Source organism: Streptomyces sp. NPDC003016, assembly GCF_053591455.1.
Map to the genome: position 1 here is coordinate 18,155 of NZ_JBSFTV010000049.1, position 21,864 is coordinate 40,018.

A 21,864-nucleotide genomic window follows, 5' to 3' on the forward strand; every position below is an offset into this window, starting at 1 on the left:
TTCGCGCCGCCGGAGCTGTCAGGCGAACAGCTCGCCGTCGATGACGGTGACGGCCCCGCCGGTCAGCAGGGTGCGGTCGCCGCGCAGTGACACGGCGACGAGGCCGGAGCGGGCGGAAGCCTGGAGGCCGGTCAGCTCGTCGCGGCCGAGGCGGGCCGACCAGAACGGGGCGAGGGCCGTGTGCGCGCTGCCGGTCACCGGATCCTCGTCGATGCCGGCCCGGGGGAAGAAGCAGCGCGAGACGAAGTCGTAGCCGCGGGAGGGGTCTTCGGCGGCGGCCGTGGCGACGATGCCGCGCCTGGAGTGGGCCACGAGGGCGGCGAAGTCGGGCGTGAGCGCCCGTACGGCCGACTCGTCGGCCAGCTCGACCAGCAGGTCGCCGATGTGCGGCCCGGTGTCGTGGGCCGAGAGGACCTCGGCGCCCAGCGCCCTGCTCACGCCGTCGGGGACGGGCGCCCCGGTGAGCGGCGCGGTCGGGAAGTCGAGGGTGTAGGCGCCGCTCTCCCGCACGGTGGTGGTCAGGATGCCGCAGCGCGCCGAGAAGCGGACGGTGCCGGTCGCGGCGCCCGTGGTGTGCAGGACGTGGGCGGTGGCCAGGGTGGCGTGGCCGCACATGTCCACCTCGGTGGTGGGGGTGAACCAGCGCAGCGCCCAGTCGGCGTCGCCGCCGGCGGGGAGCGGGTGGGCGAAGGCGGTCTCGGGGTGGTTCACCTCGGCCGCCACCCGCTGGAGCCAGGCGTCGTCGGGGAAGCCGCCGGAGTCCAGCAACAGGACTCCGGCCGGATTTCCGGCGAAGGGGCGGTCGGTGAAGGCGTCGACGATTCGAATCCGCATGGCCATGAACGTAGCGGCGGGGTGAAGCCGCAGGCCAAGGCCAATTTCGTACGACTGGCTCTTCGACGCTTGGCGGAAGAGTCCTTCCGATATATCGTTGAAGCATCGCGACAGGTCACCGATGGAAGGAGCGCGGCGATGCGTTCACATGGACACGGACATGGAGACTGCGGGCCCGGTCATCGCGGCCGGGGTGAATTCGAGGGGCGGCGCGCCGCGTTCGGTCCCTTCGGGCCGCCGTTCGGCGGGCCGTGGGGCGGCGGACGCGGCCGGGGCGGACCTCGCGGGCGGGCGCGGCGCGGCGACGTACGCGCGTCGATCCTGGCGCTGCTGGCGGACCGGCCCATGCACGGCTACGAGATGATCCAGGAGATCGGCGAGCGCAGCGGCGGGGCCTGGCGGCCGAGTCCCGGCTCGGTCTACCCGACGCTCCAGCTGCTCGAGGACGAAGGGCTGATCGTCAGCGAGAGCGAGGGCGGCAAGAAGCTGTTCACCCTCACCGACGCGGGGCGTACCGAGGCGGAGGCCGGGCCGCGGGCTCCCTGGGAGGAAGCGGGGCGCGGCATCGACTGGGAGAACGTGAACGAGATCCGGCAGGCCGGGTTCGGGTTGATGGAGGCGTTCGGCCAGGTCTGGAAGACCGGATCGGCCGAGCAGCGGCAGAAGGCTCTCGCCGTCATCAACGAGTCCCGCAAGAAGCTCTATCTGATCCTCGCCGACGAGGACTGAGGACCGAGGACTGAGGGCTGAGAGGGCGGGGAATCCCGGCGTCTCGCATCGGGGTGTCCGGGTTTCCCTGCTCTCATCCGTAAGGAGGAGGGCTCGCACGGGGTGCCCACCTTCTGTCGGATGCGCACATGCTTCCCGCCGGGGATGCCGTCGGCGGCGGCGGCGGATGAGGTGGGAGGTGTGCAAAGCCGTACCCCACGGGTTCCTCAGCAGCCTGCTCCTCGGCCCCCTCCTTCCTGCGCAGACATCGAAGCCGAGCTCACCGCGGAGCTCGCCTCGGTGGTCGCGGGTGCGCGCAGGCGGGCGCTGCGGGACGGTGACCGGCAGATCGACACCGCGCATCTGCTGCACTCGGTGATCGAGACCGACCCCGATGTCAGGGCGGCGTTCGACGGCGGCCCGCAGGTCGCCAGGGTGCTCGGTTACCTGGTGCAGCGCAGCATCGGTTACGGGCTGCGCTGGCAGGGGACGGTGGAGGACTCCGGCGCGGTGCCCAGGGCGGGGGACACCGGCGTGGCGGGCTGGTCGCCCGCCGCTGTCGCGGCCATGGCGGGTGCGCTGGGGCGCGCCGCGGCGCGTGACGACCGGCGGGCCCGCGGCCTCGACCTGCTCGCCGTGCTCGCCGCGGAGCCCTGCTGCCGCGCGGCGGAGGTGCTCCGGCGGGCCGGTGTCGACACGCAGCTGCTGGCGGGGCGCCTGCACGGAGAATCCCGTCAGGTGTGACGGAGATGAAGCTCCTGACCTCACCTGGCATGATGTGCCGATGCAAGCGTCTCAGGGGAGGAGCGCCGGCCTGGGACTTGCCCTGGCATCGGCGTTCGCATTCGGTGGTTCGGGTGTCGCGGCCAAGCCGCTGATCGAAGCGGGGCTCGACCCGCTGCACGTGGTGTGGCTGCGCGTGACCGGAGCCGCGCTCGTCATGCTGCCCGTGGCCTGGCGCCACCGCGCCCTGCTGCTGCGCAAACCCGCTCTGCTCGCCGGTTTCGGCCTGCTCGCGGTCGCCGGTGTGCAGGCCTTCTACTTCGCCTCGCTGTCCCGGATCCCGGTCGGCGTCGCCCTGCTCGTCGAATACCTCGCCCCCGCGCTCGTGCTCGGCTGGGTCCGCTTCGTGCAGCGCAGGCCGGTGACGCGCGCCGCGGCGGTGGGTGTGGTGCTGGCCGTCGGGGGCCTGGCCTGCGTCGTCGAGGTGTGGGCGGGGCTGAGTTTCGACGCGCTCGGGCTGCTGTTCGCGCTCGGCGCCGCCTGCTGCCAGGTCGGCTACTTCGTCCTGTCCGACCAGGGCGGCACCGGCGACGACGCGGCCGATCCGCTCGGCGTCATCGCGTACGGACTGCTCATCGGCGCCGCGGTGCTGACCGTCGTGGCGCGCCCCTGGGGCATGGACTGGTCACTGCTCGCGGGGAGCGCGGAGATGGGCGGGGCGGACGTGCCGGCCGCGCTGCTGCTCGGCTGGATCGTGCTGATCGCCACCGTCCTCGCGTACGTCACGGGCGTGGTCTCGGTGCGCAGACTGTCGCCGCAGGTGGCCGGTGTGGTCGCCTGCCTGGAGGCGGTCATCGCGACCGTACTGGCGTGGGTACTGCTGCGCGAGCACCTGTCCGCGCCGCAGATCATCGGCGGAGCCGTGGTGCTCGTCGGTGCCTTCATCGCCCAGTCGTCGGCGCCCAAGGCGCCGGGCGGGCCCGTCGCGGGCGGGCTCACGGGGGCGGGCGCGGATCTCCGGCATGCGGACGGGGAGTTGTCCGCCGAGCGGACCGCGCCGTAGGGTGACGATCATGCATTCGACTGTGCTTCCGCCTCCCGCCGCGTAACGCGGGCGGCCTTGCCGAAGACGAAGACCGGGCTCGGGCAGTCCCCGAGCGGTTCGTCGCTGCCCGCGTGCGGAGCCGAGCGACCACCTGTCCCGTCTTCACGCGGAGAAGTCACGTGTCGAAATCCTCCTGCCCTTCCTCAGGCCTGCCCGTCCGGCGTGGCCTGATCTACCTGATCGTCGCCGGAACGGCCTGGGGCACCGCGGGGGCGGCCGCCTCACTGACCTTCCTGGCCAGTGATCTCGGGCCGCTCGCGCTGTCCTTCTGGCGCTGCGCCGGCGGCCTGGTGCTGCTCGTGGCCGCCCGTGCGCTGCGCCGTCGCCCGGCCGTCGCGGCGGTGGCGCCCGCCGAGCCCCGCAGGCGGCGGGTGACGCGCATCCTCGTCACCGGTCTGGGACTCACGGTCTTCCAGAGCGCCTACTTCGCGGCCGTCCAGGCCACCGGGCTCGCCGTCGGCACCGTCGTCACCATGGGCGCGGCGCCGGTGCTGATCGCGCTCGGGGCGCGACTGACCATGGGAGAGCGGCTGGGGCGCGCCGGGGCGCTCACCGTGGCGGGTGCGCTCGTGGGGCTCGCCGTGATGGTGCTGGGCAGCGGCGGTACGTCGGTGCGGCCCGTCGGCGTGTTCTTCGCGCTGCTGTCCGCCGCCGGGTACGCCGCCATGACGCTGCTGACGCGCCGGCTCGGGCGTGACGGGGGCGGGGCCGACCCGTTCGCGACGACCGCGTGGGCGTTCGCGATCTGCTCGCTGTGCCTGCTGCCGTTCGCGGCCGCCGAAGGGCTGCTGCCGCACACCGCCGATCCGGTGCGGGTGCTGTGGCTGCTGGTGTACGTGGCGGCGGTGCCGACGGCGCTCGCGTACGCCCTGTACTTCGCGGGGGCGGCCGTCGTCCGGTCCGCGACCGTCTCGGTGATCACGCTGCTCGAACCGGTGAGCGCCGCCGTCATCGCGGTCGTCCTGCTGGGCGAGCACCTGGCGCCGGCCACCGTGGCGGGGACGCTGCTGCTGCTCGCGGCGGTGGCGGGTCTCGCGGTCGCGGAGGCCAGGACCGCCGCGCTGGGCCGGAGGGCCGCCGCTCTCGTGTAGGGGGCTCTCGTGCAGGGGGCGGCGGACCGTGCTGGTCCGTGTCCGGAAGCCGGCGGGCGCCTTCGCGGGCACCCGCCGGCTCCGGTACGCGGCGGCCGGTTCTCCGTACGGTCCCTCAGAGGGTGGTGAGGTAGTCGGGCAGGGCGACGGCCGGATCGAGGTCGTCCGCCGGAATCGGCGCGCCGTGGCCGCGGACGAGCGGGACGACACCCGCCCAGTGGGGGAGCGAGGCGTCCTCGGGCTCGTCGCCCGGGCCGCCGGTGCGGACCTTCGCGGAGACCTCCTCCAGGTCGAGGCGGATCACGGCGGTCGCGGCGAGCTCCTTGGCGTCGGCCGGGCGCGAGTCGTAGGAGCGGCCGGGGACGACGTGGTCGACCAGCGCGTCCAGGGCGGTGCGGCGCTCCTCCTCGTCCACGACCGCGTGGGCGATGCCGTGGACCACCACGGAGCGGTAGTTGATGGAGTGGTGGAAGGCGGAGCGGGCCAGGACGAGGCCGTCGACGTGGGTGACGGTCAGGCAGACGGCGAGGCCGGGATCGCTCCGGCCGGCCATGCGCAGGGGGCGGGAGCCCGTGGAACCGTGCACGTAGAGGCGGTCGCCGATCCGGCCGTAGAGCGTCGGCAGGACGACCGGGGCGCCGTCGCGGACGAAGCCGAGGTGGCAGACGTAACCCTCGTCGAGTATCGCGTGCACCAGCTCGCGGTCGTAAGAGGCGCGCTCCCGGGAACGCGTCGGGACGGTGCGCTCGGAAGGCGTGTAGGAGCTGGTGTCCGGCATTGCTCTCTCCATTGCACTAGTGCATAATCTACTTTGTGCTAGGAGAATATCGGATCAGTGGGCGGCGTGCATCGGAGATTGCCGCGAGCGTGGAGCGCGCGGTGGGTGCCGGAGAGCTTGCGCCCGGCCAACCGCTGCCGCCGATGAGGGAGTTGGCGGGCGACCTCGGGGTCAATCCGAATACGGTCGCGGCCGCGTACCGCACCCTGCGCGAGCGCGGGGTGATCGAGACGTCCGGTCGCCGCGGCAGCCGGGTGCGTCCCCGCCCGGCCAGTACGGCGCGCGAGTCCATCAGGGTCGACGTACCGCCCGGCGTGCGCGACCTGAGCCAGGGGAACCCCGATCCCGCGCTGCTGCCACCGCTGCACGACGCGTTCGCCGCCGCGGCGCGGCACAGCGCGCAGCGGCCCGGACTGTACGGACAGGAGCCCGTGGACCCGGACTTCGGGCGGCTCGCACGGGCCGCGTTCGACGCGGACGGGGTGCCGGAGGGCCCGGTCGTCGTCACCTCGGGGGCGCTGGACGCGATCGAGCGCGTACTGGCCGCGCATCTGAAGCCGGGGGACGTGGTCGCGGTCGAGGACCCGGGGTGGGGCGGTCTGCTCGACCTCGTCCCCGCGCTCGGGCTGAGCGCCGTACCGGTCGCGCTCGACGACGACGGGCCGCTGCCCGGCGCGGTCGAGCGGGCGCTCCGGAGCGGGGCCCGGGCGCTCGTCGTCACCGACCGGGCGCAGAATCCGACCGGTGCGGCGGTGAGCGCCGCGCGCGCCGGGGAACTGCGCGCGGTCCTGGCGGCGTACCCCGGGGTGCTGCTCATCGAGGACGACCACGGGCACGCCATCGTCGACCTGCCGCTGCATCCGCTCGCGGGCGTGACGGACCACTGGGCGTTCGTGCGGTCCGTCGCGAAGGCGTACGGGCCGGACCTGCGGCTCGCGATGGCGACCGGCGACCCGGTCACGGTGGACCGGGTGGCGGGGCGTCAGCGGCTCGGCCCCGGCTGGGTCAGCCGGCTGCTCCAGCGTGCCGTCGTGGACCTGTGGGAGGCGGGCGCCGTGGACGTCCGCACCGTCTCGCGTGCGTACGCCGGGCGGCGGGACGCGCTGGTACGGGCGCTGGCGGAGCGGGGGATCGAGGCGTACGGGCGCAGCGGCCTGAACGTCTGGGTGCCGGTGGCGGACGAGACGGGGGCGGTGGCGCGGCTGCTGCACTCGGGGTGGGCGGTCGCGCCGGGCGCGCGGTTCCGGATGTCCGCGCCGCCCGGCGTACGCCTGACGGTCTCGGCGATGACGGCGCGTGACATCGGTCCGGTCGCCGACGCCGTCGCGTCGGCGACCGGACCTTCGCCGGCGGCCAGGCACTACGCCTGACGTGCCGCGCTGCCGCACCGGCTCCGGTTCCGGCTGCCGCCCCGGGCCCGGCTCTGGGTGAGCGCGGCGCCCGCGAGGACGACGAGGGCGCCGACCGGAGTGTTCCAGCCGAGGTGCTCGCCCAGCAGCGTGACGCCCGCGACGGTGGCGATCACCGGGACGAAGTACGTGACCATCTGTGCGGTCGTCGGGCCGATCTCGGCGACCAGACCGTACTGGATGAGCATCGCGAGGCCGGTCCCGAGGGCGCCGAGGGCTACCACCGCGAGCAGCGGAACGACCGGGAACGAGCTGGGCACGGTGGTGAACAGCGGCGTGACCACGGCCAGCTGGACGGTGCCGAGGAGAAGCTGCGCACCGGTCATGGAGAGGGCGGAGCCGCCGCTGCCCGCGAGGGTGCGGCGCAGGTAGATCCAGCCGACCGGGTAGCTGAGGGCGGCCAGCAGGGCCATCACCGTCCCGCCGAAGTCCAGTCCCGAGAAGCCCTGCCAGACGCCGAGCACGGTCAGTACGCCGATGAAGCCGAGGCCGAGTCCCGCGACGCGGCGGCGGGTCGGGCGGTCCTCCGAGAACGCGACCACCGAGAGCGCCATGCCCCACAGCGGCGAGGTGGCGTTGCAGATGCCGGCGAGCGTCGAGGGGATCGTCAGCTCGGCGTAGGCGAAGAGCGAGAACGGCAGGGCGTTGAGGAAGAACGCGGCGACGGTGAGATGGCCCCAGGTCCGGGCGCCGCGCGGCAGCCCCACCCGCTTCACGGCCATCGCGACGGCGAGGACGGCCGTACCGAACACCAGGCGGCCGAGAGTGACCTGGAAGGGTGCGTACGCCTGCGTGCCGACCTTGATGAGCAGGAAGCTGAAGCCCCAGATGAGCGCGAGCACCGCGAAACGGATGCGCCAGTCCAGCGCGGGGCGGCGGACGGGCGCGGGAGGGCCGCCGGGGGCGGTAGCGGTGGTGTCGGGGGTGGTGGGCAGCGCGGCGCGGGGCGGGGAGACGGGGCTCATGGTGCTTACTCTGGATCGTTCAACCTCTTAGAACAAGCGAGATTTAATGAATCCTATCGCTTAGCATCGCTTACATGTTGAATCTGGAGCGCCTGCGTACGCTCGATGCCCTGGCCCGGCACGGCTCGGTCAGCGGTGCGGCCGAGGGCCTGCACGTGACGACCTCCGCGGTCTCCCAGCAGATGGCCAAGCTGGAACGCGAGGTCGGTCAGCCCCTGCTCGCCAAGAACGGCCGGGGCGTGCGCCTCACCGACGCCGGACGGCTGCTCGCCGATCACGCCGCCCGCATCCTCTCCCAGGTCGAACTGGCCCAGTCCGACATCGAGGCACAGCGGGGCCGCGTCGTCGGTGAACTCGCGGTGGCCGCCTTCCCCACGGCCGCCCGCGGTCTGCTGCCGTCGGCCCTCGCGGCGCTGCGCGCCGGACATCCGCACCTGCGGGTGCGGATGCGGGAGATGGAGCCCGCCGATTCGGTACGCGCCGTCCTGCGGGGCGACTTCGACCTGGCCGTCGTACTCGACTGGTACAACAAGCCGCTCTCCATGCCCGAAGGACTCGCGAAGCGGGAGCTGCTCCACGATCCCGCCGACGTCGCCGTGCACGTCGACCACCCCCTCGCCGGCCGGGCCGCGGTGGACCTGGAGGAGTTCGCCGACGACGACTGGGTCACCTGGGCGGAGGGCGAGTTCTGCCACGAGTGGCTGATGTTCACGCTGCGCGGCAAGGGTGTCGAACCCCGGATCGCGCATGTCGCGGAGGAGCACGCCACCCAGCTCGCGCTGATCGCCGAGGGGCTCGGGGTGTGCGTGGCGCCCCGGCTGGGGCGCGGGCCCGTGCCGGACCGGGTGCGCGTCGTACCGGTGCGGCACCCGATGCGGCGGCACGTGTACGCCGTCTGGCGCGCCGACGCCGACCGGCGGCCTTCCCTCCGTGCGGCGGTCGATGCACTGGTCACGGCGGGCGCGGGGGTGGTGGAGCAGTGACGTGACCGGTCCGGGCCGGTCGCTGCCGACGGCCACGGTCGGCCGGGCGTCCTTCCGCGGCCGCGTCGTCCGTTGTTCGCCTTCCGCGGCTGCGCCGCCCGCCGCCCGCCGTTTGCGGTCCGTCGTCCGTCCGGGTCAGGCGAGGGTGATCGCGTCGCCCTCGACCTTGAGGGCGGCGGCGGGCAGCGGCTGCTTCGCCGGTCCGCCCTTCACACTGCCGTCCGAAGCGTCGAACGTGCTGTTGTGGCAGGGGCAGTTGATCGTTCCGTTCGAGACGTCCTTGACCGCGCAGCCCTGATGGGTGCACTTCGACGAGAACGCCTTGAACTGCCCCGCGGTGGGCTGCGTGACGACCAGCCCCTGGTCGGCGAAGACCTTGCCGCCGCCCACCGGGATGTCGGTGGTCCTCGCGAGTACGGCTCCCGCGTCGCCGGCGCCCGCGCCACTGCCGCCCGTACCGCGCACCGGTTCCCCGACCGCGGTGCCGGCCGGGCCGTCGCCGCCGGAGCCGCCGCACGCCGTCAGCGCCGCTGCGGCTCCGGCGGCGCCCACCGCGACGACGACCGTACGGCGGCCGATCGGCCGCACTGCCTCCTGAGACCTCGTCATGCCGGCACTCCCCTTCGACGACTGGCCGCGCGTTGTCGGACGCGGTTGTACGGGGTGGTACGGGGCAGCGGACCGCGCTGTTCAGCACCCGAGCGACTTCTTCAGGAAGTCGAGTTCCAGCAGCAGCAGTCTGTCCGCGACGCCCTCCTCGGTGACGAGGTGGCCCGACCCGGGCAGCGGCAGGACGGTGTGCGGCCGCCCGGCGGCGAGCAGCGCCGCCGAGAAGCGCAGCATGTGGGCCGGCAGCACGTTGTCGTCCGCCATGCCGTGGACCAGCATCAGCGGCCGCGTCAGCTTGCCGGCGTGCTCGACCAGTGAGCAGCGTTCGTAGTTCTCGGGCAGGACGCCGGGGTGGCCGAGGTAGCGCTCCTTCCAGTGGGTGTCGTAGAGCCGCAGATCGGTGGGGGCCGCGCCCGCGACGGCCGCGTGGAAGACGTCGGGGCGGTGCAGTACGGCGCCCGCCGCCAGATAGCCGCCGAAGGACCAGCCCCGGATCCCCACCCGCCCCAGGTCGAGGTCGGCGCAGTGCCCGGCCGCCGCGTGCAACGCGTCGACCTGGTCCTCCAGTACGGGTGTCAGCTGATCGCCGTGGATGCTCTTCTCCCACGCGACGCCGCGCCCCGGCGTACCGCGCCCGTCCGTCATCAGCACGGCGAACCCCTGCTCGGCCCACCACTGGCCCACGGCCGTCCACCACGCGCGGGCCCTGACGGCCAGCTGCACCCCGGGGCCGCCGTACGGGCTCAGCAGGACGGGCAGGCCGCCCGATCCCGGTTCGTGCCACGACGGGAGGAAGAGCAGGCTGCGCAACTCCCGCTCGCCGAGCGAGAGACGGACCGGCCGGGGCGTGACCAGCGGCTCCTCGGCGCGTACGGCGATGCGTCCGGCGGGCTTGCCGTCGCGCAGGACGGTCACCGTGTGCCCCTCGGGCGTCATGCTGTCGAGTACGACCGTGCCGCCCCCGGCGGCGGCCGTGTGGACGCCGGGCCCCTCGCTCAGCCGGACGGAACCCGAGTCCGGTCCGTACGACCAGACGTGGACCTCCGTCGGCTCGTCGCTCGCGGTGAAGAGGACCCGTTCGCCGAGGGTGCACAGCACTTCACGCACGTTCAGTCCGGGCGGCGTGACCGCACCGTGCCCGGCCACCCTCAGGCCCCGGACGTCACCTCCGGGAGGCACGAACGCCAGGACGGGGGAGCCGGCGGCCGTGCGCGTCGGGGCGCCGGGGACGAACTCCAGCCATGCCCCGTCACGCTGCATGTGCAGCAGTGAGGTCTCACCGGTCGCCGGGTCGATGCCCATCAGGTACGCCGTGCGCTGGTCCCTCGTCTGTACGTTCACGAACGGGCCGGCGGCGTCCCACCCCGCCGTGACGACGTACTCGAAGGCCGGGTCCGTCCACCGGCCTTGCACGTGGTGCTCCGGGTCGGCGGCGGCAGGTGTCCGTACCGCGACACGTGCGCCGTCCACTCGTACGACGTGCATCGTAGTTTCGGCATTGGCCGTTCCCGCCGCCGGATACGGGAACGCCCGCGGTGCGTTCCCGGGATGCGCGGGATCAGCGGTGTGCCACCGCTGCACCATCGACGTGTCCACGCGCGCGACGAGCAGCGCGTCGCTGTCCGGTGACCACCAGTGGCCGCGCGTCCGGCCGAGCGACTCCGCCGCCACGTGGTCCGCGAGTCCGTACGTCACGTCGGCGTTCTCGGGAGCGGCCAGCAGCCGGTCCTCGGTGCCGTCGGTGCGCACGACGCGCAGGGCGCCCCCGGTGACGTACGCGACGAGCGTTCCGTCCGGGGAGGGCCGCGGGTCGACAGCCGGGCCCGCCGTCGGGATGCGGCGCGGGGCGGCTCCCTCCGCGTCCGTCCGTACGGTCCAGAGCTCGCCCCCCGGGGCGTACGCCACCACGCGGACCTCGCGGTCGGTCGCGTACGCCACCACGCCCCGGGACGTTTCACGGGCCCGCTCCCTGCGGACCCGCTCCGCCTCGGGAACGTCGCCGGCGCCCCGGGGCCCGGCCAGCACCCGCTCGCTCCCGTCCTCGTACAGCCACAGCCGGCTGACCGGGTCGTCACCCGCGTCCGACCGTACGAAGAGCACGCGCCCGCCGTCGGGCGAGACGGTGAAACGACGGGGGACGCCGAGCGAGAAGCGGCGCGTACGGGCGAACTGGCGAGGAAAACCCTGGGCGTTCATCCGGGCACCCTAGGCACGCGGGTATGTGATCGAGAACTCCGCGGCCGGGCGGCGATCCGGGAGTCGGCAGGCTTCGGCCCGCGTATGGTCCGGATCTTGGTGGGTCGACGCAGGCGTAGGCGGGACGGGCGTCTGTCGGCGGGCCGGAGCAGGGTTGCTTCGCATTACTGACGAGGGCTCGCTCCAGCGTGTCCTCGTCGCCGCTGCCGCGGCGGGGACGCGTGCAGCGCCAAGACACGCGGCCCTGGGCGTCCCCGGTCTGTCGCGGCGGCCTCGTCCGATGTGCTCACGCCGTCGTCCTTCCGTCCGCTGTTGTCCACCTCACAGCTGATCGTCGACACCGCCCGCCCCAAACGGTCGGCAAGAGTCCGGCAGGACTCCCCGGAACTAAGCCCACGCGAGTTCTCCTCCCGCTCGCCCGTGGTCAAACTCCCGGCGCGCACCTTGCGGGATCCGGGAGCGATTCCTCCGTGATGCTTGAGCACGGTGAACACCGAACCGGGCGGCTTGCCGATCTACCGCGAGATGATGCTGATCGACTCTTGCTCTGCCCGGTTGAATCTTCTGAGGACCGCTCACGTCCACCGCCGCGTGAGCAGGCACAAAGTGAAATTGCTGTCGGGCACGGCCTTACCGGCCCGTGACCACGCCGTCAAACCGACCCCAGTTTGATCATCCCGCTTGGGCCGGAAGCACAACCGAGAGGAACAGCACCCGTGAGTGAATGGCAGCTGGCCGAGACATTCCGCAGCACGTCGGGCGACGTCCGCTGGGGCAGCCTCGGACAACCCGGCCAGGATCCGGTCGTACTCCTGCACGGGACACCCTTCTCCTCGTATGTCTGGCGCGCTGTCGCCCGCTCACTCGCCCGCCGTCACCAGGTGTTCGTGTGGGACATGCCCGGTTACGGGGCATCGGAGATGTCCGTCGGCCAGGATGTCTCCCTTGCCGCCCAGGGCAGGGTCTTCACTGAGCTTCTGGCGCACTGGGGCCTGGAAGAACCCCTGGTGGTCGCCCACGATTTCGGCGGTGCCGTCTCCTTGCGGGCGCATCTGCTGCACGGCGCCCGCTATCGCGCGCTCGTTCTAGTCGACCCGGTCGCGCTGGCGCCGTGGGGGTCGCCGTTCTTCCGGCTTGTCGGTGAGCACTCCGAAGTCTTCGAGCAACTGCCGCCCACTCTGCACCGCGCCCTGGTGCGCGAGTACGTAACTTCGGCCAGCAGTTCCGGCCTGCACCCGGCAGTCCTCGACCGGCTCGTCCGACCCTGGCTCGGCGACCCCGGCCAGGTGGCCTTCTACCGGCAGATCGCCCAGGCCGACCAGCTCTACACCGACGAGGTGCAGGACCGGTACGGCGAGATCGGCATCCCAACGCTGGTGTGCTGGGGCCAGGACGACACCTGGATTCCCGTGGCGAAAGGACGGGAGCTCGCCGCCCGCATCCCGGGCGCGCGCCTTGAACCAATCGCCGGTGCGGGCCATCTCGTCCAAGAAGACGCGCCCGCCGAGCTCACAGCCGCTCTCATCGCCTTCCTCCAGAACCCACGCCAACGCCCACCAACCCGGTGAACCTTCCTGGTCACAGCACAGCAAGGAGGGGCTCATGGCGAGGAGGTGTGCGGGTCCTGGCTCTGTCCGTTCGTGCGTCGGCGGTAGTAGGCGTGCGTTACCAATCCCAGAATCGGCCCCCAGGCGAGCGAGGGCAGGTAACAGGCCGTCAAGATCATCTCTTCAGTGGTCGTGTGCCCGGGGAAATCCCTTGAGGAGGAGGGAAAGGAAGAAGTAGTACACGGTCCCCATGGACGCGAGTGCACCCAGTGCGGCCGGGAACACCACACCGAGCGGGGGGATGCGGCGTCCGCCCAGCAGCGGTATCCAGCGCGGCACCACCTCGCCCCAGCGCTGGACCAGCGCCAGGGTGAGCAGGCCGAGAGCCTCGGAGACCGCGAAGAGGAAAATCAGATACAGGTCGAGCCCGGTGCCGTGGCGCGCCTCGGCTGAGCCGAAGCCGGGGACGGCCGGCATCACTCCCATGCGCCACAGCCCCGAGGGCAGGATGGCGAAGGGCACCGCGTGCGCGGCGACCCGCGCCCAGCGGGGCACTCCGGAAACGGGGGCGCGGCCTGCATTGCGGGTTGCACGCCGGTGCCCGTGCGCAGGTGGCTCGGGACAGAGGCTTGGCATCGGTATTCCTTCGATTCGTCAAACACGGTCCGTGACGCAACTCGAAGATCGCGGCCCTTGCCGTCCGCTGGCATCAATCGCCTGCAGGGGGCCGGTCCACCGTGCGGGAGACGCCATTGTCGACTCAAGGATGATCCCTGGAGGTCTTTCCTGGGTGGAGCACGGCGTTGGATGATCCCGGTCTGCGGCGAATGGAGGTTCTGAGCGTGCACCGGGGTGGACCGCGCGCCGCGGCGGTAGGAATGGATCACTGTCGGACGGGCCGCCAAGTGCCGTGTCGGGTTGCGGAGTTGCCGAAGGATGCAGAGCGGAGGTATCGGCTGTTCGGTCGGGGCGTGCGCCGACGCTTCGGCGTGCCGGTCCACCTGGGCACCGCGTATCTGGCCCGCTTCGCGGACGAGGGCATGCCGATCGCCCTGGCGCTGCCCGCGATCCACCGCACCGGCAGCGCGGCCGAAGGGGCCTACCTCCTCACCGCGTGGATGACGCCGCACGTGCTGACCGCCCCCGCTTACCGGAAGCCTGGCCGGCCGGGTGCGGCATCCGCGGCTCTTTTACTCGGGGGCGCTCGGGGTCTTCGCGGCGTCGATCGTCGTGCTCGCGTCGACGGTCGGCCGGGCGCCCTTCGCAGTGACCCTCGCGGTGGCCCTGGCCGGCGGCAGCTGTGGGCCGATCGTCACCGGCGGGCTCTCCGGGCTGCTGCCCCGAGGGGCGGCACGACAGCGTGAGTATGCCCTGGACGCGGCGACCTCAACGCGGCAGCCGTCACCGGGGCGGCGGCGGTGACCCTGGTCGCGGAGGCGGCGACACCCGTTGCGGCCGCGGTGCTGCTGGGCAGCGGAGCCGCTCTAGCCGCCCTCTTGGTGGCCGCCCTGCCGTACCCGCCGACGACCACCCGGCCCGCAGACGGGCCCTCGCTGGTGGCGGACCGGGAGTCCGGGCTGGCGGCGGTCTGGCGGGTCGCCGAGCTGCGGGCGATCACCGCGGCGACCGTGATCGCCTTCGGCGGCATCGGGGGCTCCCCCTAACGGCGGTGCTCCTGGTGGGCGACCCGGCCGCGGGGGCCACGGGCGGTACCGCCGCGGCCGGAGGCGCGGAAACCACTTCGGCGGCGGCTGTCTGATGACCGCCTTCGCCTGGGGCGGGCTCGTCGGCTCACTGGCCCTGGTCCGGTGGCAGCCATTCGCCACCGGGCAACGACTCGTGCTCTACGCTCTGCTGGGCACAAGTGCCGTGTTGGCTGCCTCCGCGCTCGTACCCTCCCTCCCCGTGCGCGTTGCCCTGTTCGCGCTCGCCGGTCTGTGCGACGGGCCGCTGCTCGGCGCCACCCTGCGCATCCGGGCTGGTTACGCGCCCCCGCCGTACTGCCGCAGGTCTTCACGATCGGAGCGGGACTGAAGATATCCGCGGCGGCCTGTGGCTCTGCGCTCACCGGGGCAGCCGCCGCGCTGGGCGCCCCGTACCTGCTGCTGGCCATCGCCTGCCTCCAGTTCGCCGCAGCGCTCCTGTACGTGCTGATGCGCGGCCGCAGGACCCGACCTGCGGAGACCGGCGCCGAGCCCTGCCGCCCGGGCGTGCACAGCAATACCTGAAGCGCCTCCCCTCTCCCGGCCCCCTTCCCGGGCCTTCTCCGTGGAGCGGGCCGTCAGAGAGGCAGGGCGGCGTGGGCCGGGCCCAGTATCCGGCCGGCCAGCTCCACGGACTGGGCACGGATCTCCGCAATCGCCGTCGTCTCCCACAGGGTTCCGCGCCGCAGCTGACCGAGGGTCCACACGGGGGCCGCAGTGCCTCCGCCCGCCGGGACGAGCCTGCCCTCGGCGGTGGTGTCGAAGCCCAGCCCGTGCGGCCCCGGCACCGCCGTCCCCGTTTCCAGCAGGCGACGGACGAGAGGGTCGGCCAGTTCGCCGGTCCTGCTCTCGGTGCCCGCGCAGTTCACCACAGCGCCGACGGTCACCGAGCGGCCGTCGGACAGCCGCACGGTGACGGTGCGTCCGCCATCGGCCGGCTGCGCCGTGACGACTCGGGCCGCGCGCACCGTCAGCAGTCCGGACCGCAGCGATTGCGTCAGGGCCCGGTTCGTCGCGGGTGCCAGCCGGTGTCGGCTCACTTCCCACTCGCGGAGCATCCCGCTCAGGAAGTGCTCGCGGTCGGCGAAGGAGAGCCGCTGCCACATCTCCGGTACGTGCGGGCGCAGTTCATCAATCGCCGGCCGCCAGTCCCCGTGCTGCCGCCGGTACTGAGCCGCCCGGTGCAGGACCTCCCTGCGCAGCCGTGCCAGGTCGCGCGGGGCAGGCAGCAGACCCGGGCGGGGCATCGGCGCGCCGGTGGGGGTGGCCGTCGCGTGGGGGAGCGGCACCAGTCCGTTCCGGGACACGGCGTGCACCGTGCGCCCCGGAGCGCTCAGAGTGCGGGCGACGTCGCACATCGTCAGTCCGGTCCCCACCAGCAGTACGTCGTGGTCGGCGGGAATGCCGTCGAGCGCTCCCGGCTGCCAGGGGTCGCCCACGAAGCAGGGCGACCGCCGGAGTCCCTCGGGAACCCAGCCGTCGCTCGGCGCGATGTTGCCCAGCGCGAGGACCACCGCGTCCGCGTCGAGCACCCCTCCCTCGTCCAGGCGCAGCCGCACGCCCGGGGCGCCGGGGGCCGGCCGGTCGACGGCGACCACGCGGGCGTGCCGCCTGCGGAGGGACGCGAGGACGCCGGCGGCCTGGACCGACCTGCGCAGCATGTCCGTCAGATACGTGCCGTACGTGCCGCGCGCGACGTACTCGCCGGGATCCACTCGCCGGCCCCCCCAGTGGGAGAGCCAGTGCACGAAGTCGTCCCCGTCTTCGGGCAGAGCGCTCATCCGCCCGGCCGGGACGTTCAGCAGGTGCCGCGGGTCGGTGGTGGCGTACGCCACTCCCGGCCCCGACCGGGGCGCGGGGTCGACTAGGTCGATCCACACCTGACGCCCGTTCCGTACCGCCGTGTCCAGCAACCGGGCCGACACCAGTGTTCCCGCCGCACCCGCGCCGACGACCACGATGTGGAACGTTCCCTCAGCCATGACTCACCGGATGCCGTCGGCCATGCCGGCCGCGAGCGTGGTGCCGTCGGCGGGGTCGATCAGCAGGAACGACCCGGTACGCCGCGAGTCGGCGTAGTCGTCGAGGGCCAGCGGCTCCGCCGTCCGTACGACCACCCGCCCGATGTCGTTGGCGACGAGCTGTCCGGGGGCCGGGTGCTGGGAGAGGTCGTCCAGGGTGAGCCGGGACGGGATCTCCTTGACGACGGCCATGACCGTACGGGTGGTGTGCTTGAGCAGCACCCGCTGGCCCGCGGCTAGCGGCCGGTCGGCGACGTGGCACACGACAGCAGTGACGTCCTGCGAGGTGGCGGGCGCCGACGTGCTGGGCGCGATCAGGTCGCCGCGCGAGACGTCGATCCCGTCGCGGAGCTGCACGGTCACCGACTGCGGCGCCCACGCGATGTCCACGGCCTCGCCGAGCGCGTCGATCGCCTCGATGGTGCTGGTGCGGCCCGAGGGGAGCACGGTGACCTGTTCGCCGACCCGGAACGTCCCGGCCGCGATCTGCCCGGCGTACCCCCGGTAGTCCGGGTGCTCGGCGGACTGCGGGCGGATCACGTACTGGACCGGGAAACGCGCTTGGGCCGCGGTGAGCTCGTGTGCGGCGGGGACGGTTTCCAGGTGTTCCAGGACGGTGGGGCCGCCGTACCAGTCCATGTGCGAGGACGGCTCGACCACGTTGTCCCCGGCGAGCGCCGAGATCGGGATCGCGGTGATCTCGGGAATGCCCAGTTCGCTTGCGTACGCGGTGAATTCCTCGGCGATCTCCGCAAAAACGGGTTCCGCGTAGTCGACCAGGTCCATCTTGTTGACGGCGAGCACCACGTGCGGGACGCGCAGCAGGGCGGCGATGGCGGCGTGGCGGCGGGTCTGCTCGACGACGCCGTTGCGGGCGTCGACCAGGACGACCGCCAGTTCGGCGGTCGAGGCGCCGGTCACCATGTTCCGGGTGTACTGCACGTGCCCGGGGGTGTCGGCCAGGATGAACCGGCGGCGGGTGGTGGCGAAGTAGCGATAGGCGACGTCGATGGTGATGCCCTGCTCGCGCTCGGCGCGCAGTCCGTCCGTCAGCAGCGCCAGGTCCGGCGTCTGCTGACCCCGGTTACGCGATGCGTTTTCGACGGCCTCCAGCTGGTCGGTCAGTACCGACTTCGAGTCGTGCAGGAGGCGGCCGACGAGGGTGGACTTGCCGTCGTCGACGGATCCTGCGGTGGCGAAACGCAACGTGTCGATGGTCATCTTTAGAAGTACCCTTCGCGCTTGCGGTCTTCCATCGCGGCTTCGGACATCTTGTCGTCGGCCCGGGTCGCGCCCCGCTCGGTGAGCCGGGACGCGGCGATCTCCGTGATGACGGCTTCCAGGGTCGTGGCGTCGGAGTCGACGGCGCCGGTGCAGGACATGTCGCCGACGGTGCGGTAGCGGATCAGCCGTGTTTCGACGGTTTCGGTGTCCTTGGGGCCGCCCCAGTCGCCGGCGGTCAGCCACATGCCGCCCCGGGCGAAGACCTCGCGCTCGTGCGCGTAGTAGATCCCGGGGAGTTCGATCTTCTCGCGGGCGATGTACTGCCAGACGTCCAGCTCGGTCCAGTTGGAGAGCGGGAAGACCCGGACGTGCTCGCCGGGTGCGTGCCGGCCGTTGTACAGCTGCCACAGCTCGGGGCGCTGGCGGCGCGGGTCCCACTGCGAGAACTCGTCCCGCAGGGAGAATACGCGCTCCTTTGCACGGGCCTTCTCCTCGTCGCGGCGGCCCCCGCCGAAGACCGCGTCGAACTGCTCAGCCTGGATCCTCTCCGTCAGCGGCAGCGTCTGGAGGGGATTGCGGGTGCCGTCGGGACGCTCACGCAGCACTCCGCGGTCGATGTAGTCCTGGACGGACGCGACGTGCAGCCGCAGTCCGTGCTGCGCGACGGCCCGGTCGCGGTAGTCCAGGACCTCGGGGAAGTTGTGCCCGGTGTCCACGTGCAGCAGCGAGAAGGGGACCGGCGCGGGCGCGAACGCCTTGAGCGCCAGGTGCAGCATGACGATCGAGTCCTTGCCGCCGGAGAAGAGGATCACCGGCCGCTCGAACTCGCCCGCCACCTCGCGGAAAATGTGCACGGCCTCGGACTCCAGCGAATCCAAGTGGCTGAGGGCGAAGGGGCTGTCGAAGCCTTCGCTCACAGTAGTGGCAGTGATCGTCATGCCAGACCCCTTCCAGTGAGCAGCGCGTGCAGCGCCGCCGCGGACTGCTCGACGGACTGCGTGTGCGACTCGATGCGCAGGTCCGGGGCGGTGGGGGCCTCGTAGGGGTCGTCGACCCCGGTGAGCCCCGATATCTTTCCGGCGGCCTGCTTGGCGTACAGGCCCTTCACATCGCGTACGGAACACACTTCGACCGGCGCCGCCACATGCACCTCCAGGTAGGGCGTGTCACTGCTCTGGTGCCGCTTGCGGACCGCTTCGCGGCTGTCGGCGTACGGGGCGATCACAGGTACCAGGGTGGTGATGCCGTTGCGTGCCAGCACTTCTGCCACCAGGCCGATGCGCTGCACGTTGGCGTGCCGGTCCTCGCGGCTGAAGCCGAGCTCGGCAGAGAGGAACGAGCGGATCTCGTCCCCGTCCAGCACCTCCACGCGACGGCCTTCGCCGCGCAGCCGTCCGGCGAGTTCGTGTGCGAGGGTGGTCTTGCCCGCGCTGGGCAGCCCGGTCAGCCATACCGTGGCGCCCGGCCGGCAGGTGCAGATCGCTTGCTGTTCCATCGGTTCCCTTCCGATTGTGGTCGCGTCGAGCGCGGTTGCGTACGGGTGTTTCTCAACCGAGGGAGGGCGCGGCCTGCTTGTGCGATTTCGGGATTGCCGGCTTCTTTCCGATGGCGCTCTCCGCCGATCCCTCGCGGGGCAGTTGAAGGGTGAGGAACCCGAGAATGACTGCGACCACCGCGACCACGACGTAGTACCACATGAAATCGCCGGTGACGTTCTTGAGGAATCCGGCGGTGTAGTTCCCGACGATTCCGCCGACTCCCTGCGTCACATTGGTGACGCCGAAGATGACAGTGGCCGCCGCGCCCGATGCCGACTTCGACACGTAGGCGGGAACCAGCCCGTAGATCGGGTAGAACGCGAGCGCGAAGAGAACGCCGGAGACCATCGGGATGAATCCCACCGGGGCGAGGACCAGCAGCATGGAGGAAATGAAGAACAGTGTGTAGCACATCACCAGTGAGGCGCGTACGCCGATCCGGTCGGAAAGCCAGCCGACGGCGAATCCGGCGAACATTCCGATGACGCCGATGGTGCCCCAGACCTGGGCAGCGAAATCGATGTCGAACCCCAGGCCCTCACGCAGATACGGCGAGAGGTAGTTCTGGAACGGCATGCAGGCGAAGCCGTTGAGGAACTTGATCGTCCAGACGATCACCACCCAGCGCACCAGCACCATGCGCCAGCCGGCGCGGGCGCTGTTGTCCTTGACGGGTTCGGCCGCCTGCGGGGTGCGCCCGTCCTCGGCCGCGCCGTCGGGCCCGGGCGCACCGGTGTCGTCCTGCGGGCCGCGGTCCGCCCCGGCGGCCACGGCCTCCTCGCTGCGGAACAGCCCGAGCCGGTGGAAGGTGAAGGCGGCCACCGCGGTCACCATCAGAGTGCCGAAGCCCACTGAGAACCACAGGCCGCGCCAGTTGTCGTCCCGGACGAAGCCGGGCACGAGGAGGCTGTTCACGAAGACTCCGTAGCTGGTGCCGCTGGACACGAGCCCCAGCACCTTGCCGCGGTGCCGGTAGTCGATGACCCGGCCCACGATCTCGACCAGCGGCACGTACACGGAGGCCGCCGTACCGCCCATGATCGTCAGCAGGACAGCGATCAGGACGATGCTGTTCGTCACCGGCAGCAGCACCAGGCACAGACCGCACAGCGCGACCGAGCCGACCACCACCTGGCCGCCGCCGATGCGGGTCGACAGCCAGGTGCCCAGGAGGGCGAACAGCAGGAAGCCGAGTTGCCCTGCCGCAGTGATGGTCCCGACCACCGTGTAGTCGAATCCGAGGTCCTTGCGCATGTCGGTGACGAGTTGCGCGAAGAGGTAGAAGCCGAAGCCGTAGGTCGCCGCCACGAAGCTGGTCAGCAGCACGGTGGTGGCGAATCCAGCCATCGTATGGGATCGCTTGCCGTTGGTCTGCTTGGTACTCATTGCCGTTGTGGCCTTTCTGGCTGTTTCATTTCGGTCGGCTCAGATCGGGCGCTTCACGATTCACGGCTTCCGGGCCACGTGGATGACGAAATCCACCTCGGTGATGTCGAATTTCTCCTGGAAGTCGCCGAAGGTCTGGATGGTGTCGAATCCGGAGTCCATGAGCAGGGACGAGAGCTCCGCCGAGAGAATGGGGTAGACCTCCAGGTGGTGTGTGCCACCGTCCTCGAATTCGTACTGGAAACGGCACAGTTCCTCGTCGACGTGCGCCACGGTCACGGTCGCCCCGGTGCCGCAGTAGTAGTAGTTCCCGGTGCTCCGGTACCGGTGGCGGCGGATCGCGTCGAAGTTCCGGTGGTCGACGATGAGGATGCCGCCCGGGTTCAGCGCTTCGTAGAACTCCGCGAGCACGGCCCGGCGGTCGGCCTCCTGGAAGAGGTGGGGGAACGAACTGCCCAGACAGAGGATCGCGTCGAAACGGCCGTCGAGGTGCCGGCGCAGGCTGCGCCAGTCGGCCTGGAGGACTTTGAAGGACTGCCCGTGCCGCTCGGCGTTGTGCCGGGTGCGCTCGATCATCTGGGCGCTGCCGTCGGCCGCGGTGACGTCGAAACCCTGCTGGGCGAGGGTGACCGAGTGGTAGCCGGTGCCGGTGGCGACGTCCAGTACCCGTCGGGCCTCGGCGCCGTTCAGGATCTCGGCGAAGAAGTCCTGCTCGCTCGCCCTACGCCGCTCCCAGTCGATCAGCTCGTCCCAGACGTCCACGAGAGTGGGGATGTACTGGCCCTCGAAGTCGTCGGGGGTGGTGTTCTGCGGGCCGACCGATGCGTGTGGGCCGGGTGCGCCTGCTGCACTGTGAGCGCCGTGCGCGCCCTGCGTGGCGGGGATCGTGCTGCTGACCCGGGCTGCGGGCGTGGTCATGGTGGTCCTCCGGCTCTCTTGGACGGTTGGGGTCCGCGCGGCCCCGCGAGCGCGTCGGGGGCCGCGGCGGACGGAGGGCGGGCGTGCACGCGGGGGCGGTCGGGGACGGGGGCTCTCCCTGCCGCG

The 21,864-nt window shown here is 71.9% G+C and carries 23 protein-coding genes; 9 read left to right on the plus strand and 14 right to left on the minus strand.

Annotated elements, in window-relative coordinates:
• Positions 1–18: 18 nt before the first annotated feature.
• Complete coding sequence (locus ACWDZ4_RS30605) at positions 19–834, minus strand: PhzF family phenazine biosynthesis protein (protein WP_451511638.1); 816 nt, start codon at positions 832–834, stop codon at positions 19–21.
• A gap of 138 nt (positions 835–972) precedes the next feature.
• On the opposite strand from ACWDZ4_RS30605, the gene ACWDZ4_RS30610 reads away from it, so the two are divergent.
• The 4 genes from ACWDZ4_RS30610 to ACWDZ4_RS30625 all read left to right on the plus strand — a co-directional run bounded on the left by ACWDZ4_RS30610 (position 973) and on the right by ACWDZ4_RS30625 (position 4,461).
• Positions 973–1,563, plus strand: a complete 591-nt coding sequence (locus ACWDZ4_RS30610) for a PadR family transcriptional regulator (protein WP_451511639.1) — start codon at positions 973–975, stop codon at positions 1,561–1,563.
• Positions 1,564–1,743: 180 nt separating this feature from the next.
• A complete protein-coding gene (locus ACWDZ4_RS30615; RefSeq protein ID WP_451511640.1) occupies positions 1,744–2,286 on the plus strand; it encodes a Clp protease N-terminal domain-containing protein in 543 nt (180 codons plus the stop codon).
• Positions 2,287–2,326: 40 nt separating this feature from the next.
• Entirely contained in the window at positions 2,327–3,328 is a 1,002-nt protein-coding gene (locus ACWDZ4_RS30620) for an EamA family transporter (protein WP_451511641.1), read from the plus strand.
• Positions 3,329–3,489: 161 nt separating this feature from the next.
• Positions 3,490–4,461, plus strand: a complete 972-nt coding sequence (locus ACWDZ4_RS30625) for a DMT family transporter (RefSeq protein WP_451511642.1) — start codon at positions 3,490–3,492, stop codon at positions 4,459–4,461.
• Between the two features lie 115 nt (positions 4,462–4,576).
• On the opposite strand, the gene ACWDZ4_RS30630 is transcribed toward ACWDZ4_RS30625, so the two are convergent.
• Positions 4,577–5,239, minus strand: coding sequence for a pyridoxamine 5'-phosphate oxidase family protein (locus tag ACWDZ4_RS30630; RefSeq protein ID WP_451511643.1), 663 nt, complete (start codon positions 5,237–5,239; stop codon positions 4,577–4,579).
• Between the two features lie 35 nt (positions 5,240–5,274).
• Here ACWDZ4_RS30630 and ACWDZ4_RS30635 point away from each other — a divergent pair, with 35 nt between their 5' ends.
• On the plus strand, positions 5,275–6,609 hold the full coding sequence (locus ACWDZ4_RS30635) for an aminotransferase class I/II-fold pyridoxal phosphate-dependent enzyme (protein ID WP_451511644.1): 1,335 nt from the start codon (positions 5,275–5,277) through the stop codon (positions 6,607–6,609).
• Here ACWDZ4_RS30635 and ACWDZ4_RS30640 read toward each other — a convergent pair.
• Positions 6,600–7,613, minus strand: coding sequence for a DMT family transporter (locus ACWDZ4_RS30640; RefSeq protein WP_451511645.1), 1,014 nt, complete (start codon positions 7,611–7,613; stop codon positions 6,600–6,602). The genes ACWDZ4_RS30635 and ACWDZ4_RS30640 overlap by 10 nt on opposite strands.
• A gap of 74 nt (positions 7,614–7,687) precedes the next feature.
• Between ACWDZ4_RS30640 and ACWDZ4_RS30645 the strand changes: the two genes are divergently transcribed.
• Positions 7,688–8,596, plus strand: coding sequence for a LysR substrate-binding domain-containing protein (locus tag ACWDZ4_RS30645; protein WP_451511646.1), 909 nt, complete (start codon positions 7,688–7,690; stop codon positions 8,594–8,596).
• A gap of 135 nt (positions 8,597–8,731) precedes the next feature.
• Here ACWDZ4_RS30645 and ACWDZ4_RS30650 read toward each other — a convergent pair whose 3' ends face one another.
• The 3 genes from ACWDZ4_RS30650 to ACWDZ4_RS30660 all read right to left on the minus strand — a co-directional run bounded on the left by ACWDZ4_RS30650 (position 8,732) and on the right by ACWDZ4_RS30660 (position 11,895).
• On the minus strand, positions 8,732–9,205 hold the full coding sequence (locus ACWDZ4_RS30650; protein ID WP_451511647.1) for a Rieske (2Fe-2S) protein: 474 nt from the start codon (positions 9,203–9,205) through the stop codon (positions 8,732–8,734).
• A gap of 81 nt (positions 9,206–9,286) precedes the next feature.
• On the minus strand, positions 9,287–11,401 hold the full coding sequence (locus tag ACWDZ4_RS30655; RefSeq protein ID WP_451511648.1) for a prolyl oligopeptidase family serine peptidase: 2,115 nt from the start codon (positions 11,399–11,401) through the stop codon (positions 9,287–9,289).
• Between the two features lie 164 nt (positions 11,402–11,565).
• Positions 11,566–11,895 carry a helix-turn-helix domain-containing protein gene (locus tag ACWDZ4_RS30660; protein WP_451511649.1) on the minus strand — a complete coding sequence of 110 codons (330 nt, stop codon included), beginning with the start codon at positions 11,893–11,895 and terminating at the stop codon, positions 11,566–11,568.
• Positions 11,896–12,117: 222 nt separating this feature from the next.
• Between ACWDZ4_RS30660 and ACWDZ4_RS30665 the strand changes: the two genes are divergently transcribed.
• Positions 12,118–12,969, plus strand: coding sequence for an alpha/beta fold hydrolase (locus ACWDZ4_RS30665; RefSeq protein ID WP_451511650.1), 852 nt, complete (start codon positions 12,118–12,120; stop codon positions 12,967–12,969).
• 162 nt (positions 12,970–13,131) lie between these two features.
• Here ACWDZ4_RS30665 and ACWDZ4_RS30670 read toward each other — a convergent pair whose 3' ends face one another.
• Both ACWDZ4_RS30670 and ACWDZ4_RS30675 read right to left on the minus strand, forming a co-directional pair.
• Complete coding sequence (locus tag ACWDZ4_RS30670) at positions 13,132–13,503, minus strand: hypothetical protein (RefSeq protein ID WP_451511651.1); 372 nt, start codon at positions 13,501–13,503, stop codon at positions 13,132–13,134.
• Positions 13,504–14,138: 635 nt separating this feature from the next.
• Entirely contained in the window at positions 14,139–14,264 is a 126-nt protein-coding gene (locus tag ACWDZ4_RS30675) for a hypothetical protein (RefSeq protein ID WP_451511652.1), read from the minus strand.
• Positions 14,265–14,366: 102 nt separating this feature from the next.
• Between ACWDZ4_RS30675 and ACWDZ4_RS30680 the strand changes: the two genes are divergently transcribed.
• Positions 14,367–14,612 (plus strand): hypothetical protein, encoded by a 246-nt coding sequence (locus ACWDZ4_RS30680; RefSeq protein WP_451511653.1) that lies wholly within the window; start codon positions 14,367–14,369, stop codon positions 14,610–14,612.
• 94 nt (positions 14,613–14,706) lie between these two features.
• Entirely contained in the window at positions 14,707–14,982 is a 276-nt protein-coding gene (locus tag ACWDZ4_RS30685) for a hypothetical protein (protein WP_451511654.1), read from the plus strand.
• 247 nt (positions 14,983–15,229) lie between these two features.
• Here ACWDZ4_RS30685 and ACWDZ4_RS30690 read toward each other — a convergent pair whose 3' ends face one another.
• Genes ACWDZ4_RS30690 through ACWDZ4_RS30715 form a run of 6 tightly spaced genes read right to left on the minus strand, consistent with a single transcriptional unit; the run spans position 15,230 to position 21,738 of the window.
• Positions 15,230–16,633 (minus strand): FAD/NAD(P)-binding protein, encoded by a 1,404-nt coding sequence (locus ACWDZ4_RS30690; RefSeq protein WP_451511655.1) that lies wholly within the window; start codon positions 16,631–16,633, stop codon positions 15,230–15,232.
• Positions 16,634–16,636: 3 nt separating this feature from the next.
• A complete protein-coding gene (locus ACWDZ4_RS30695) occupies positions 16,637–17,893 on the minus strand; it encodes a sulfate adenylyltransferase subunit 1 (RefSeq protein ID WP_451511656.1) in 1,257 nt (418 codons plus the stop codon).
• A gap of 2 nt (positions 17,894–17,895) precedes the next feature.
• Positions 17,896–18,834, minus strand: coding sequence for a sulfate adenylyltransferase subunit CysD (gene cysD / locus ACWDZ4_RS30700; protein ID WP_451511657.1), 939 nt, complete (start codon positions 18,832–18,834; stop codon positions 17,896–17,898).
• The gene (gene cysC / locus ACWDZ4_RS30705) at positions 18,831–19,391 is read right to left on the minus strand and encodes an adenylyl-sulfate kinase (protein ID WP_451511658.1); all 561 of its coding nucleotides are present in this window, start codon (positions 19,389–19,391) and stop codon (positions 18,831–18,833) included. The genes cysD and cysC overlap by 4 nt, the downstream gene beginning before the upstream one ends.
• Before the next feature lie 52 nt (positions 19,392–19,443).
• Entirely contained in the window at positions 19,444–20,820 is a 1,377-nt protein-coding gene (locus tag ACWDZ4_RS30710) for an MFS transporter (RefSeq protein WP_451511659.1), read from the minus strand.
• 60 nt (positions 20,821–20,880) lie between these two features.
• On the minus strand, positions 20,881–21,738 hold the full coding sequence (locus tag ACWDZ4_RS30715) for a class I SAM-dependent methyltransferase (protein WP_451511660.1): 858 nt from the start codon (positions 21,736–21,738) through the stop codon (positions 20,881–20,883).
• Positions 21,739–21,864: the final 126 nt, after the last annotated feature.